At 39.1% G+C, this 12,306-nt stretch carries 16 protein-coding genes; 4 read left to right on the forward strand and 12 right to left on the reverse strand.

From position 1 onward, the window contains the following. The first annotated feature begins 357 nt into the window (after positions 1-357). The 3 genes from GTQ43_RS27205 to GTQ43_RS27215 all read left to right on the forward strand — a co-directional run bounded on the left by GTQ43_RS27205 (position 358) and on the right by GTQ43_RS27215 (position 3,369). The gene (locus GTQ43_RS27205) at positions 358-1,533 is read left to right on the forward strand and encodes a Re/Si-specific NAD(P)(+) transhydrogenase subunit alpha (protein WP_265275790.1); all 1,176 of its coding nucleotides are present in this window, start codon (positions 358-360) and stop codon (positions 1,531-1,533) included. Positions 1,534-1,672: 139 nt separating this feature from the next. Continuing rightward, entirely contained in the window at positions 1,673-1,966 is a 294-nt protein-coding gene (locus GTQ43_RS27210) for an NAD(P) transhydrogenase subunit alpha (protein ID WP_094327626.1), read from the forward strand. Next, the gene (locus tag GTQ43_RS27215) at positions 1,963-3,369 is read left to right on the forward strand and encodes an NAD(P)(+) transhydrogenase (Re/Si-specific) subunit beta (protein ID WP_265275791.1); all 1,407 of its coding nucleotides are present in this window, start codon (positions 1,963-1,965) and stop codon (positions 3,367-3,369) included. Before GTQ43_RS27210 ends, GTQ43_RS27215 begins: the two co-directional genes overlap by 4 nt. Positions 3,370-3,526: 157 nt before the next feature. On the opposite strand, the gene GTQ43_RS27220 is transcribed toward GTQ43_RS27215, so the two are convergent. The 12 genes from GTQ43_RS27220 to GTQ43_RS27275 form a co-directional block, all read right to left on the reverse strand. Next, positions 3,527-4,246: an HNH endonuclease gene (locus GTQ43_RS27220; RefSeq protein WP_265275792.1), complete on the reverse strand. Its 720-nt coding sequence runs from the start codon at positions 4,244-4,246 to the stop codon at positions 3,527-3,529. A 61-nt stretch (positions 4,247-4,307) separates the two neighbouring features. Then, on the reverse strand, positions 4,308-4,706 hold the full coding sequence (locus tag GTQ43_RS27225) for an HNH endonuclease (protein WP_265275793.1): 399 nt from the start codon (positions 4,704-4,706) through the stop codon (positions 4,308-4,310). Between the two features lie 139 nt (positions 4,707-4,845). After that, positions 4,846-4,995, reverse strand: a complete 150-nt coding sequence (locus tag GTQ43_RS27230) for a hypothetical protein (RefSeq protein ID WP_265275794.1) — start codon at positions 4,993-4,995, stop codon at positions 4,846-4,848. 37 nt (positions 4,996-5,032) lie between these two features. Then, positions 5,033-5,572, reverse strand: coding sequence for an RloB family protein (locus GTQ43_RS27235; protein ID WP_265276563.1), 540 nt, complete (start codon positions 5,570-5,572; stop codon positions 5,033-5,035). 65 nt (positions 5,573-5,637) lie between these two features. Next, positions 5,638-7,041 (reverse strand): AAA family ATPase, encoded by a 1,404-nt coding sequence (locus GTQ43_RS27240; protein ID WP_265275796.1) that lies wholly within the window; start codon positions 7,039-7,041, stop codon positions 5,638-5,640. A 304-nt stretch (positions 7,042-7,345) separates the two neighbouring features. Next, positions 7,346-7,630 (reverse strand): BrnA antitoxin family protein, encoded by a 285-nt coding sequence (locus tag GTQ43_RS27245; RefSeq protein ID WP_265275797.1) that lies wholly within the window; start codon positions 7,628-7,630, stop codon positions 7,346-7,348. After that, positions 7,593-7,871, reverse strand: coding sequence for a BrnT family toxin (locus GTQ43_RS27250; protein ID WP_265275798.1), 279 nt, complete (start codon positions 7,869-7,871; stop codon positions 7,593-7,595). The genes GTQ43_RS27245 and GTQ43_RS27250 overlap by 38 nt, the downstream gene beginning before the upstream one ends. A gap of 3 nt (positions 7,872-7,874) precedes the next feature. Beyond that, positions 7,875-8,324, reverse strand: a complete 450-nt coding sequence (locus GTQ43_RS27255) for a type II toxin-antitoxin system VapC family toxin (protein ID WP_265275799.1) — start codon at positions 8,322-8,324, stop codon at positions 7,875-7,877. A 6-nt stretch (positions 8,325-8,330) separates the two neighbouring features. Then, positions 8,331-8,657, reverse strand: coding sequence for a hypothetical protein (locus GTQ43_RS27260; RefSeq protein ID WP_265275800.1), 327 nt, complete (start codon positions 8,655-8,657; stop codon positions 8,331-8,333). Between the two features lie 313 nt (positions 8,658-8,970). Continuing rightward, on the reverse strand, positions 8,971-9,426 hold the full coding sequence (locus GTQ43_RS27265) for a DUF29 domain-containing protein (protein WP_265275801.1): 456 nt from the start codon (positions 9,424-9,426) through the stop codon (positions 8,971-8,973). Between the two features lie 290 nt (positions 9,427-9,716). Beyond that, positions 9,717-9,989, reverse strand: coding sequence for a type II toxin-antitoxin system RelE family toxin (locus GTQ43_RS27270; RefSeq protein ID WP_265275802.1), 273 nt, complete (start codon positions 9,987-9,989; stop codon positions 9,717-9,719). After that, entirely contained in the window at positions 9,986-10,213 is a 228-nt protein-coding gene (locus GTQ43_RS27275) for a hypothetical protein (protein WP_265275803.1), read from the reverse strand. Before GTQ43_RS27275 ends, GTQ43_RS27270 begins: the two co-directional genes overlap by 4 nt. A gap of 645 nt (positions 10,214-10,858) precedes the next feature. Here GTQ43_RS27275 and GTQ43_RS27280 point away from each other — a divergent pair. Further along, positions 10,859-12,250, forward strand: a complete 1,392-nt coding sequence (locus GTQ43_RS27280; RefSeq protein ID WP_265275804.1) for a DUF2079 domain-containing protein — start codon at positions 10,859-10,861, stop codon at positions 12,248-12,250. Positions 12,251-12,306 lie beyond the last annotated feature (56 nt).

Genomic DNA, 12,306 nt, shown 5'->3' on the forward strand with positions numbered 1-12,306 from the left:
TTGATTTGGAAATTATCAAGCTTTCAAAATTGGGTCAATATTACTCTATAAGAAAGGAATACCAAAATTTCTGAATCCCGAAAATAAGCTGAAGATAAAGATGCAAAATTTGGGAATCAATTTAGGATGTGCAATACGTAACCCTGTTTGCAACTATCTGAAAATATGACATCTGCGAGCGGCAAAGTCGGGCTTTGCCTGGATAGCTAAAGAGTGGGAGAGGAAAGTTTCTTTTGTTCAATCTACAAGTAAAATTCATGGCTGATATTGCTGCCTAAGTACTATAAGTGCGGGTTATCCCTTATCTAAACAATCACTTACTTGGCAGAGATTAGGTATTTATCTTCAGGAGATTTCATGAGAATAGCAGTTGCTAAAGAAATTGAAGTTTGTGAACGTCGTGTGGCATTAATTCCTGACACCGTTGCTCGATTGGTAAAGCAAGGTTTGGAAGTTTGGGTAGAAACGGGTGCAGGAGAGCGGTCTTTTTTCAGCGATCCTGACTATGAAGCAGCAGGAGCTACAATAATCAGCGATACTGCCAAATTATGGGGCGAAACAGATATTTTACTGAAAGTCAGCCCACCACAAGAACGAGAAGATGGACGCTCAGAAGTTGATTTGTTAAAAGAAGGGGCTGTATTAGTCAGTTTCCTCAATCCTTTGGGAAATCCCATTGTGGCGCAGCAACTAGCAAATCGGAAAATCACTGCCTTGAGTATGGAAATGATTCCCCGTACCACCAGGGCGCAAAGTATGGATGCTTTGTCATCGCAAGCTTCATTAGCAGGTTACAAAGCAGTATTAATTGCCGCAGCTGCATTACCGAAATATTTCCCGATGTTAACCACAGCCGCCGGGACGATCGCTCCAGCGAAAGTATTTATTATGGGCGCTGGTGTAGCCGGATTGCAAGCGATCGCTACAGCGAGACGTTTGGGAGCAGTGGTAGAAGCCTTTGACATTCGTCCCGCCGTTAAAGAAGAAGTACAAAGCTTAGGGGCAAAATTCGTTGAAGTCAAATTAGACGAAGAAACCGTCGCTGCTGGTGGTTACGCCAAGGAAATTTCCGAAGCTAGCAAACAACGTACCCAAGAAGTTGTCGCCGAACACGTCAAAAATTCTGATGTCGTAATTACCACCGCCCAAGTTCCTGGAAGACAAGCACCACGGCTAGTTACAGAAGAAATGGTGGCACAGATGAAACCCGGTTCTGTGATTGTTGATTTGGCTGCGGAACAGGGTGGTAACTGCGCCTGTACACAAGCAGGTAAAGATATTGTGTGGAACGGCGTGACAATCATCGGCCCCATCAATCTGCCATCATCGATGCCAATTCACGCCAGCCAATTGTATGCCAAGAACGTAACATCCTTGATGCAACTGCTAATTAACAAAGACAAAGCTTTGCAGGTAGACTTTAGCGACGACATCGTTGATGCGGCTTGCGTTACCCATGCAGGTGAAATTCGCAATCAACGAGTGCGGGATGCGCTACAAGCTTTGAGTACTCAACAATCGGCGGTTAATTAGGGATGAGGGAGATGAGGGAGCAGGGGGAGCAGGGGGAGCAGGGGAAGCAGGGGGAGATGAAGAAGAAATAACTATGCCCAATGCCCAATGCCCCATGCCCCATGCCCAATTCCCACTTACATTAAGGAGTTTTGATTTCATGACAGAGGCATTACTTGCTGCTTTGTTTGTATTTGTGTTGGCATCTTTTATCGGCTTTGAAGTCATCAACAAAATCCCACCGACTTTACACACGCCCTTAATGTCAGGCTCAAACGCGATTTCTGGCATTTCGGTACTGGGAGCAATAGTTGCTGCTGGTGCGAGAGACACGAGTGTGTCAGTAATTCTTGGTTTGATTGCTGTGGTATTGGCAACAGTCAACGTTGTGGGTGGATTTTTAGTGACAGACAGAATGTTGCAAATGTTCAAGAAGAAGGAGATTAAGGCGTGAGCGACTTTTTACCAACTGGCATTCAGCTGACGTACTTAGTCGCTGCATCGTTATTCATTCTGGGCTTGAAAAAGCTGGGATCACCTGCTACAGCGAGGAACGGTAATATTGTAGCGGCTGTGGGGATGCTACTGGCGATCGTGGCAACAATGCTCGATCAACATGTGTTGAACTACGAGATGATATTGTTGGGCTTGGCTATAGGATCGTTCATTGGTGCGATCGTAGCCTACAAAGTCCAAATGACCGAAATGCCCCAAATGGTGGGTTTACTCAACGGTTTGGGCGGTGCGGCTTCGGCATTAGTCGCCGTTGCCGAATTCTGGCGGTTATTAGATAGTTCTCAGGCGATACCCCTAGATGTGAACATTTCCATGCTGTTGGACGTGTTAATCGGTGGTGTTACCTTCACAGGTAGTTTTCTCGCCTTTGCCAAATTGCAAGGTTTAATTAGCGGTTCCCCGATTACATTTCCATTCCAGCAACCATTTAACCTCTTGCTTCTGGGTGCTTATATAGTAGGTAGTGCCTATTTAATCATCACACCAGATAGTTTACCCATATTCTTGGGAGTGGTTGGCGTTTCTTTAGTATTGGGCGTGATGTTCGTCATCCCTATTGGTGGCGGCGATATGCCTGTGGTAATCTCGCTGTTGAACTCGTTGTCAGGTGTGGCGGCGGCGGCGGCTGGGTTCGTGGTGATGAACAATATGTTAATCATCGCTGGGGCTTTGGTGGGAGCATCTGGCTTAATCCTCACCGAGATTATGTGTAAGGCGATGAACCGCTCCTTATTTAGTGTGCTGTTCAGCGCTTTTGGTACAGGTTCTAGTTCTGGTTCTGCTGCTGCTAGTGGTGGTGCAACTGATCAAACTGTCCGCAGCATCGATCCTGAAGAAGGGGCGATGATGTTGGGTTATGCCCGTTCTGTGGTAATTGTACCTGGTTATGGTATGGCAGTAGCCCAAGCGCAACATAGCGTCCGGGAATTGTCAGATCAGTTAGAACGGATGGGTGTTGATGTCAAGTATGCCATTCACCCTGTTGCTGGGAGAATGCCGGGGCACATGAATGTGTTGCTGGCTGAGGCAAATGTGCCTTATACGCAGTTGTACGACATGGATGATATTAATCCCCAGTTTGAGCAAGCGGATGTGGCTTTAGTAATTGGGGCAAATGATGTGGTAAATCCGGCGGCGCGGAGTGATAAAAATAGCCCGATTTATGGTATGCCGATTTTGGAAGTAGATCGGGCGAAGCAGACGATTGTAATTAAGCGCGGGATGAGTACGGGTTTTGCCGGTGTAGATAATGAGTTGTTCTACAAGGAGAAAACTACGATGCTTTTTGGTGGCGCTAAGGATATGGTGTCGAAGTTGGTTTCGGAAGTGAAGCAACTTTAACGAACCGCCAAGGCGCAGAGAGCGCGAAGGAAGAATTTAGAGAGTTGGCTTGCCTTGGGGGTGTGATGCTTCTAAGGCAAGTTTTTTAGTCAAATAAAGTGAGTTTTGCAAATTTCGATTTTGGTGTTTATCTTGCATAAACTATTTATAGAATTTATCATGACAATTTCTTTGGCCTTACTACGGCGTACATTTTTAATCTGCCCCATATTTCTATAGCATAAAAACCAGCATCTGGATTGTCACTTGTCATAGCACGTACTACTTTAATACCTGGGCGATCGTATGTGTTCAAATATTGTTGATATTTTTTTAGTATGGGTTGAGCAGCTTTATCATCTACAGTAAAAAATTGAATCTCAAAATTGTTTTCTATAAAAGTCTGATCAACAAAATAAGTTATGCCGCGAACTATCTTATGACACAAACGTTCTAACTTATCGGCTGATATTGGAATAGATGCATATTCTGGATAATAAACATTGCTTTGTACTTGAAAATTTGGATGTAAACCTATAGCTGGAATTGCTTCCCATTTAACTATTTCTTGTTTTATCTTCTCTCTTTTTCTTTCTCTTATTCGTTTTTCTCTTCTATCATTTGCATAGTCTGGATCTATTGAACGTAATACCTTATCTGTAATTCCGCTTGACTTTGCATCTTCAGGATCAATACACAAACCTAGTCTCAAAAGTAGATCCTCTTCCAATCTGCCATATTGCTCGTTGCATTTTTTGCATGATGGAATTGTCCATCTTTGCAAATTTTCAGGAGTATTATCTGGATACCAAGCAAACGGGAATATGTGATCTCGTGTCAAATCTTCCACATTTTGTAAACAATGTACACATCTTCCTGACTTAGATCGTTTAGCCATTGTTTGCCTTGTTGCAGTTAAAATTTATTGTAGGTGGGGTAGAGCAACAGAGGAATCTAACCTATTGTCTGACAATATTGATGTACCATTGGAGAGGGCGTAAGTTATAAATATGATCACTGCCCCCTTGAGATTTTGGTATTATATGGTCAATTTCCCATCCATAAGTAGATTGACGCTTTCCATACTTGTATCTATTTATCAATCTTCCAAACTGATCTTTCCGCCAGATCCTTGGATCACGGTCTGGAAGAATAAAACCCTTTTCCCATACTGCTTGAATTTTAGTTAATTGGGCTGCATTTTGAGCCGTTTGATAGGCCAGCGCCAACGAATAATAATTAGGACTTACATTACCGAACATATTGTGGTTTCTCCTTATTAGAGTCAGTTTATAGATTATAGTATATTTGTACTGATAAATATTGGTAAAAAAGGCGATCGCCTGCAAAATTTCCATTGTGCGATCACCCTCTCCTTTCTCTGTGTTCTCTGCGCCTAATAAGGTTAAGGTTCGTTAAAAAAAGCGATCGCCTACAAAATCTCCAGTGTGCGATCGCTCTCTTCTTTCTCTGTGTTCTCTGCGCCTCTGTGGTTTGTTAAAAAGAGCGATCGCCTGTAAAATCTTCAGCGTGCGATCGCCCTCTCGTTCCTCTGTGTTCTCTGTGGTTTGTTAAAAAGAGCGATCGCCTGCAAAATATCCACAGTGCGTAGGCGTTCGCGTAGCGTCTCCAAGAGTTGCCCGCCATAGGCTTTGAGGCAAGTTTTTTGTGTTTTATTCTGAAATTAGTTATTCAAGCTTTGGAGAAGAATTTCAACAAGCTTATATACGTGTGTTCCTAATGTAGGAGGCCAGTTGTGTTGAGATTTGGGGTGCAGCAATTTTGCACGATTTGTTGCATCCGCAATATTAGGTTCGTATAAAGATAAATCTAGATTACTACTGTTGTAACTTCCTAAAAGTGTTCGTAGTCTTGATTTAAAATTCTGGCAAGTTTTATCTTCAGGGTTTAAATCTTCAAAGTGTAGACACAACCAAATTTCAAAACACGGGTTGCTGACAGCTAAATAATAATCTTTTTGCTTGGCTTGACGACACACCATACTCAAATTTTTTGCTCCCCAACGGTCTACGTCAAGCACAAGCCAGAGCATATCGTCTTCATTTAAATTATATTGCTCCTTAAAGGTATTCAAGCGTTCTAACACGTATTGGGGAGCAGATTTACTATCATCCCCAGTAGCTAACACTTCTACTTTGATTCGGGTACTATGAAACATTCCAAAATATTGTTTTTCTGTTTCTTTACCCTCAGTCGCTACTATGAAAAGCTTTGCATCTCTTCGGTCATGCTAACGATCCAGTAGTTTAGTTCGATTGATTCTTCCCATCACTTATGGCTCATCTCTACAGATAAATCTGTTTCACAACCAAACCATCCTAAACTTTGTGGATCTCCAAAAAAAGGAATAGCACCAAAGCGACCATTTAAGTAACCTTTCTCAATTTTTAGGTCGGATCTAATCTTGAATTCTGCTAAAGAATAAAGGTTGGACACACTCTGCTGATTCTTCTCAACAAACCAAATCTCATCACGTCGTAGTAAATCTAAATCAAGTAGGTTGGTATCGTGAGTTGTAAAGATTAATTGATTACTTTTTTCTCTACAATTTATTGCTGCTTGTACAAAACATCGAGATAATAAAGGATGCAAACGCCTATCAAGTTCATCTAAAAAGATGACTTTTTCAGTTTCTTCCTTTAAGAGAAAGAGGCATGGAATAAGATTAATCAAACGTTGAGTTCCTTCTGACTCCTCTTCAATCGTAAAATCAATAAGATGTCCATCTTCATGACGATGCTGAGTTTTTAATTGAATCAAGCTTAATTGACCGCCTTCATTCTTGAAAAGGAGATACCGTTTACCTCTTATATTTTCTATCATTGCTACTGAGTCATCATCGGCTTCTGCAAGTTTTTCAAGGAAATCCTCTCTTACAGTTTTAGGCATACCTGGAAAGTGTTGATCGAAATCGAGCTCAATTTCTTCAGTACTTATCGAATCAATTCCTGTCCCCGCAAATTTAAGAAACTCACTGAGGAAATTTGTAAAAGATTCATTACCGAGTATTCCAATTTCTAAACCTCGATAATCTGCCTCTGCTGGAATAATAGTTAGTACTTTTCTAAACCAGTTAGCAACTGGAAGTAATGTTTGAACATTACGCTCAATTGCTTCCGTTAAAAAAAGTTGATTGGGACGAGTTCCTTCTGCAATAAAATCTAAAAATTGTTTACGTTTATCACTTCTACCTTTAAGTACTGAACCATACTCTAGACTCGTTTCTTTTTCTACAGAAGTGATCCGCTCAAAGTACATAACTTCTTTCGTCTTACCACGAGGAACAGCATAAAGCCATTCCTCAAAAATTTGTTCCCTATTCAATTTAAATCCATAAGAATATTGAGTTTCTTGATATATAAAAATAAATTCAAACTTGCTGGGCTGTTTATTATAATCACTAAGTTTAAATGGGGAAACAGGAATAGATTTACTACTTCGAGTACCTTCTACAACCAGATTTTGTACAAAGTTGACAGCCTCTATGAGATTTGACTTACCTGCTGCATTTGCACCATAAATTGCAGCAATAGGCAGCAACGAACGTCCTTTGCCTGCTGCATTTTCAGCAAGATGACCTATGTGTTGTTGGTCACTGCTAACCCCTAACATACTGAAGGTAACTTCATCTCTAAAAGACAAAAAGTTTTGTATGGTTAGTTGAATCAGCATTATTTTTTACCCAAAGTATTCCTATTTTACACTGCTCCTCGTTCCATAATAAGCTCAAACCAACGTCTTAGGAGAGAAAATCTCGTAAGTCCTTAATTATTGAGCAATCTCTAATTTTTCCCTCTACAGTTAGTGATCGCTCTCTTCCTCCGCGTCTCTACGTGAGATAAAAAAGCGATCGCCTGCAAAATCTCTATAGTGCGTAGGCGAAGCCCGCCGAAGGCATCGCTCTCTTCTTCCTTTGCGTCTTTGCGTGAGATAAAAAGCGATCGCCTAACCTGACTTTATCGGATATGCGATCGCGTTAATTATTGATGTGCTTCCCTTCCATATATGCTCTAAGTAGCGCGTTCATCTGCGTCTGATATCCGCTTCCTCTTGCTTTAAACCATTCCAAAACATCACTATCAATTCGCAATGTCACTTGTACTTTCTTGGGATTAAACTTTAAACCACGACGCACAACACTGGATGCAAACATCTCCGGCGTTACTTCTGAGCAATCTGAAAGGTTAATATCTTCATCCTTCATAGCATCCAACCGTTCCCAATCAGTCTGCGATTTGTTGGAAATATCTGATTTCTTCATTTTTTGTTGACTTCCTTGCAGAAATTATACGTATCAGGTTGTCTTGTTCAGTATGGACAACAGCAATAACTCGTCCCTCAATTAATCCAAATGTAATAAAACCCTCTTCTCCATAATTAAAACGATCATCTTTAACCGTTACCGTGTCACCCTCAAATACTTCTTCCACATCAATAAAGTCGATTCCACGAAGCGTAGGCGTTGGCGTAGCCTCTCGTAGAGAAGGTATCGCTCGGTTCATTTTCTAAATTTCTTGCCATTCTCTAGCATCAATAAAAATAGATAGATGTTTTTTATTACTTGTGGCAATAATAACCTCATGCCCATAATTAGCAACTAAAATAGATTGAGATGCCAAAATTACATCACCATCTAAAGCTTTATTATCTGCTGTAGATTTACCTTGATTTCGGACTTGCGCCCATAACTCTGCTGCTTTCAACATCACTTCTGTTGTAATAGGAAGATAGACAATTTCTGACTTGAGTTGATTAAGTTTTCTAATTCCTGATAATTTATTTGCCCTTAACAATTCCCGTCTAATTTCATAATCTATAATTTCTGGTAAAATTACTTCATATCCTCTCTCAAAGAGTGTATAAAACCATTCTTGACATTGCACAGCTAGAGGCGTTGCTTTTGGATTAGTAATTAATCCCACAGGTGCAGAATCTAAGATAATAACCTTACTCATTCTATTTTAAATAGAAATACCTTTCATAGATTCAATAATTTCTAAGGTTTCTTGTTGTTCTTGTTCTTCATCTAACTCATTCCATAACTCGAATAATTTTTTAATGTTTGTTTTCCTGTCTTGTTGTTTAACGGCATCACTACAATTAATTTCATTGATAGCATTTTCCCATTGATTTAATGATGTCTGTTTCAGTGTCACACTTTGACGAAACAGACGTACAAATTGTAGTAAATCTGGGAGATATTCTGCTGGAGTTTGTTCAATTTCTAATAATAAATCAGCGCGAGCTGTAGTTGATGATTGTGCTGTGAGAGGTTGATTATTGTTCATAAGTACCTTCCAAGGACATTATTTAATAACACGAGTAGATATTAATTGGCAGTCATATTATATTTTAGCGTGAATGGCTATTTTAGTTTCAGGGTAACGTCCCGACGCTTAAATGGTATCCAATAGAGCAAGAATCGGTTCCTAATCGAGGTAAGTATTATCAATTAAGCGATCCCATGCGTAGCGGAGCGTCTCGTAGAGAAGGCATCGCTCTCTTCTGTTTTTCCTCTGCGTGAGATAAAAAAGCGTAGGCGTTCGCGTAGCGTCTCGTAGAGAAGGCATCGCATGCAAAATCTCCAGTGTGCGATTATGATTAATTTGGAAAAAAATCAGAATCTAAGGTTTCATCAACAGAAAAAGGATAGTCTTTGGGAAAAATAGACAGAGGAAGACCTGTTTCAATAGATGCTTCTTTTCTAGCGTGTTGGTAACAAGTGTCAAAAACTTCCATGTAATAGGATTTTAAGCTAGGACTATCTACAAATCCTTCTTGTAATCTTTGACGATGTTCATAGATTGTATATAACCAGCTATTAGATCGGTTCTGGGGTTGAAATTTGTATTTGAGAAGGTGCATTAAAAGCACTCTAAGATTACTCCTTAAAGCATTTTTCTCACTTCTTCCCATACTTTCAATTTCTTCAATTAAATTTTCTAACTCTAATTCTAAAAACTTTTTGTTTTTTAATAAATCAACAGTGTATTCTAACCACAAGTGATAATCTTGTGCATAGAGACTATTTGTTTTAGGAACAGATTGATTGCTCATAATCTTCTCCTTTATGGATATATAATTTTAACATTGTTAGAGGATTTAGCCGAAGCCTTACTAGATTTCTCAATGCAAGCTGATTTAGTGGCTTCGTTGCAACATCAGCAATAAAATATGTATTCTACCAAGCGATCGCTCTCTTCTGACTCTGTGTCCTCTGCGCCTCTGCGGTTCGTTAAAAAGAGCGTAGGCGAAGCCCGCCATTCGCGTAGCGTCTCGTAGAGAAGGCATCGCTTGCAAAACCTGTATTGTGCGATCGCTAAATCCCACAAAATAACTAATTTGACTTACTTTGGAAAATATCGATAAATATCTTTACGATGTAGCACACGCTGAAATATTAGTGTTTCACCATCAAATATAATCCCGATCCGATAATCACCTATACGAATACGATAAATATCATCATATCCTTGAAGCTTTTTGATATTAGTAATTTCTTCAAAGTTAGCTATTTGTGGTATTTCTTCAAAAGCAAGTACTTTAATCGTCTCATAGTAAGGTGTACTTTTGAGTGCTTTTAAATCTTTAATAAAACTGGATAAATACTGTGTATTCACTCTCTTTCTAATTCGGCTAATGCTTCATTAATATTTAATGGTATTTCTTGTTGTACTTCCTTGATTGCTAATATCAATCCTTCATCTTCAATCACTTCTAATAAGCGTAGATAGTCTTGAAAATCTATAATTACTTTACGAATATTACCTTGAGTATCTGTGATTAGTTCTTGAGCAAATGGATATTGATTGATTTTCATTTGGGTATTAGTGTTTGTAATCATAGAGAATTTGATTACCTTTACATAGTACAAGTATAGAAGATTTTGAGTGGCGATCGCTTCGCTGCGACTTTACGCGAAACAAAAAAAACGTAGGTATTGACGTAGCCTTTTTGCTGCTCTCTTCCTCTGTGTCTTCTGCGTTTTCTCTGCGAGACGCTGCGCGTTGGCGAAGCCTCTCGTAGAGATGGCGGTTCGTTAAACCTACTTCATTAGAAATACGTTCCCCCTAGACTCATCTTGAAGTATTGCATTCCCATATCTGCTGTAAGTGCGGTATCTTGGGATTAATTAAGTAGTGCGTTGATAAAGTGATTGGCTTGTTTTGTAGCGCCTAACCTAACTTTATCATCAAGGCGATCGCTTGCTTTTTATTGAAACGCTTAGGTCAAGCCAGTCGTAGGCATCACTCCTCCTCTGACTCTGTGTTCTCTGCGCCTAGAAAGGTTTATTAAAAAGTGTATGCGAAGCCGCGTAGCTTGCTTCTTCGTAGGAGTATGCGTCTACATGAATTGCCTCTACAGTGTGTAGCTTTGCATAAGTCTATAAGTATATAACTTGCACAGAAGTTGTGCATAGCTTAAGAAGGCGGAGCATTTTTTCTTGAAATTAAAGTTATTAAAGTGTGGAAAAGAGGAAAAACAATTAATGACAAACAAAAAAATTATTTCGATTATTGTTTTGAGTACGATAATTTTATTTATTTGTAGCAGTGTGCGCCATATTTTATTTCAATCTGCTGCTGCTGATTTAGGAATTTTCGATCAAGGTTTGTATTTAATTAGTCAAGGAAAACCAGCAATTCCTTCTTTACTTGGTTTTCATCTTCTCGCCGATCATGCTGCTTGGTTATGGTATCCAATTAGTTTACTGTATAAGATTTATCCAAGTGTTTATTGGTTATTTGCTTTACAAGCTTTTATTTTAGCTAGTGGTGCTTTGCCTACATGGTACTTAGCACGTTACGCAGGGTTAAAGGCAGAAAAATGTTTGGCGGTTGTAATTGCTTACTTACTTTATCCGTTAGTGTTTAATGTTAACTTATTTGATTTTCACTTAGATGTACTTGCACCAAGTGCTTTTTTATATGCTGTATTAATGGCGAGATTAGGAAAAGTTTGGTGGTTTTGTTGCTGTATTTTCTTGGTGATGGGATGTAAAGAAGTTTTCGCCCTTACAGTTGCGGCTATGGGAGTATGGTTGATTTTATTTGAGAAGAAACGTTTGTATGGTGCGATCGCTCTAATTTGTGGCGTTGGTTGGTTTGCGATCGCTCTCAACTTGATCATACCTTTTTTCGGTGAACCCGCAGCTGCAATCACTCGCCATATTCATCGCTATAGTTCTTTAGGTAATTCTTTTGGAGATATCGCTAAAAATTTCCTCTTACAACCGCAAGTCTTGTTACAAACGCTTTTTTCTTTGAATAATCTCATTTATTTAATTTTATTAGTAGCACCTGTGTTATGGGGGTTTTCCCTTCCGGGTATAGCACCAATGATTAGTGCTATTCCTTGTTTAACAATTAATTTACTGGCTACTCCTCTACAACAGAAAGATATAGTTTTTCAGTATTCTTTACCAATCCTACCATTTCTAATATTAGTAGTAATTCAAAGCCTTGCTTCTGGTAAAGGATTATTACAAAATCAACGAGGAATTATCTTGTGGTCGTTGATAAGTTTTTTGATTTTGGGTAAATATAGTTATTTTTGGTCGAGTTATCTTAAATCTATCGATAATTGGTATTCAACAAATCAAGCGATCGCTCAAGTTCAAACCCAAGGTAGTGTCTATACTACAGCCGCAATCACTCCCCATCTAACCCACAGAAAATTAATTCAATTTACCAATGCTGATTTACCACAAAATTTAAGTCAATTTGACTATATTTTACTCAATACACGCCACCCTGGTTGGCTGAGTAATCAACAATTAGCTTTAAACATAGTAAATCAACTGCAAAATCAATCTCAATTTTACTTAAAATATCACCAAGATGATGTTTATTTATTTATCAATAGTCAACCTGGAAAGTAAAAATATGCTGAATTATCTCAATTATAAATTTTCCAGAAAGTAAATGTTTATTTTAA

The sequence above is a fragment of the Nostoc sp. KVJ3 genome (genome assembly GCF_026127265.1).
Classification (GTDB): Bacteria; Cyanobacteriota; Cyanobacteriia; order Cyanobacteriales; family Nostocaceae; genus Nostoc.

What these genes read in the sequence shown, in the direction of transcription:
- GTQ43_RS27205 (WP_265275790.1), top strand. Translation starts at nt 358, where the DNA reads ATGAGAATAGCAGTTGCTAAAGAAATTGAAGTTTGTGAACGTCGTGTG.
- GTQ43_RS27210 (WP_094327626.1), top strand. Translation starts at nt 1,673, where the DNA reads ATGACAGAGGCATTACTTGCTGCTTTGTTTGTATTTGTGTTGGCATCT.
- GTQ43_RS27220 (WP_265275792.1), bottom strand. Translation starts at nt 4,246, where the DNA reads ATGGCTAAACGATCTAAGTCAGGAAGATGTGTACATTGTTTACAAAAT.
- GTQ43_RS27225 (WP_265275793.1), bottom strand. Translation starts at nt 4,706, where the DNA reads ATGGAAATTTTGCAGGCGATCGCCTTTTTTACCAATATTTATCAGTAC.
- GTQ43_RS27230 (WP_265275794.1), bottom strand. Translation starts at nt 4,995, where the DNA reads ATGGCGGGCAACTCTTGGAGACGCTACGCGAACGCCTACGCACTGTGG.
- GTQ43_RS27240 (WP_265275796.1), bottom strand. Translation starts at nt 7,041, where the DNA reads ATGCTGATTCAACTAACCATACAAAACTTTTTGTCTTTTAGAGATGAA.
- GTQ43_RS27245 (WP_265275797.1), bottom strand. Translation starts at nt 7,630, where the DNA reads ATGAAGAAATCAGATATTTCCAACAAATCGCAGACTGATTGGGAACGG.
- GTQ43_RS27250 (WP_265275798.1), bottom strand. Translation starts at nt 7,871, where the DNA reads ATGAACCGAGCGATACCTTCTCTACGAGAGGCTACGCCAACGCCTACG.
- GTQ43_RS27255 (WP_265275799.1), bottom strand. Translation starts at nt 8,324, where the DNA reads ATGAGTAAGGTTATTATCTTAGATTCTGCACCTGTGGGATTAATTACT.
- GTQ43_RS27260 (WP_265275800.1), bottom strand. Translation starts at nt 8,657, where the DNA reads ATGAACAATAATCAACCTCTCACAGCACAATCATCAACTACAGCTCGC.
- GTQ43_RS27265 (WP_265275801.1), bottom strand. Translation starts at nt 9,426, where the DNA reads ATGAGCAATCAATCTGTTCCTAAAACAAATAGTCTCTATGCACAAGAT.
- GTQ43_RS27275 (WP_265275803.1), bottom strand. Translation starts at nt 10,213, where the DNA reads ATGATTACAAACACTAATACCCAAATGAAAATCAATCAATATCCATTT.
- GTQ43_RS27280 (WP_265275804.1), top strand. Translation starts at nt 10,859, where the DNA reads ATGACAAACAAAAAAATTATTTCGATTATTGTTTTGAGTACGATAATT.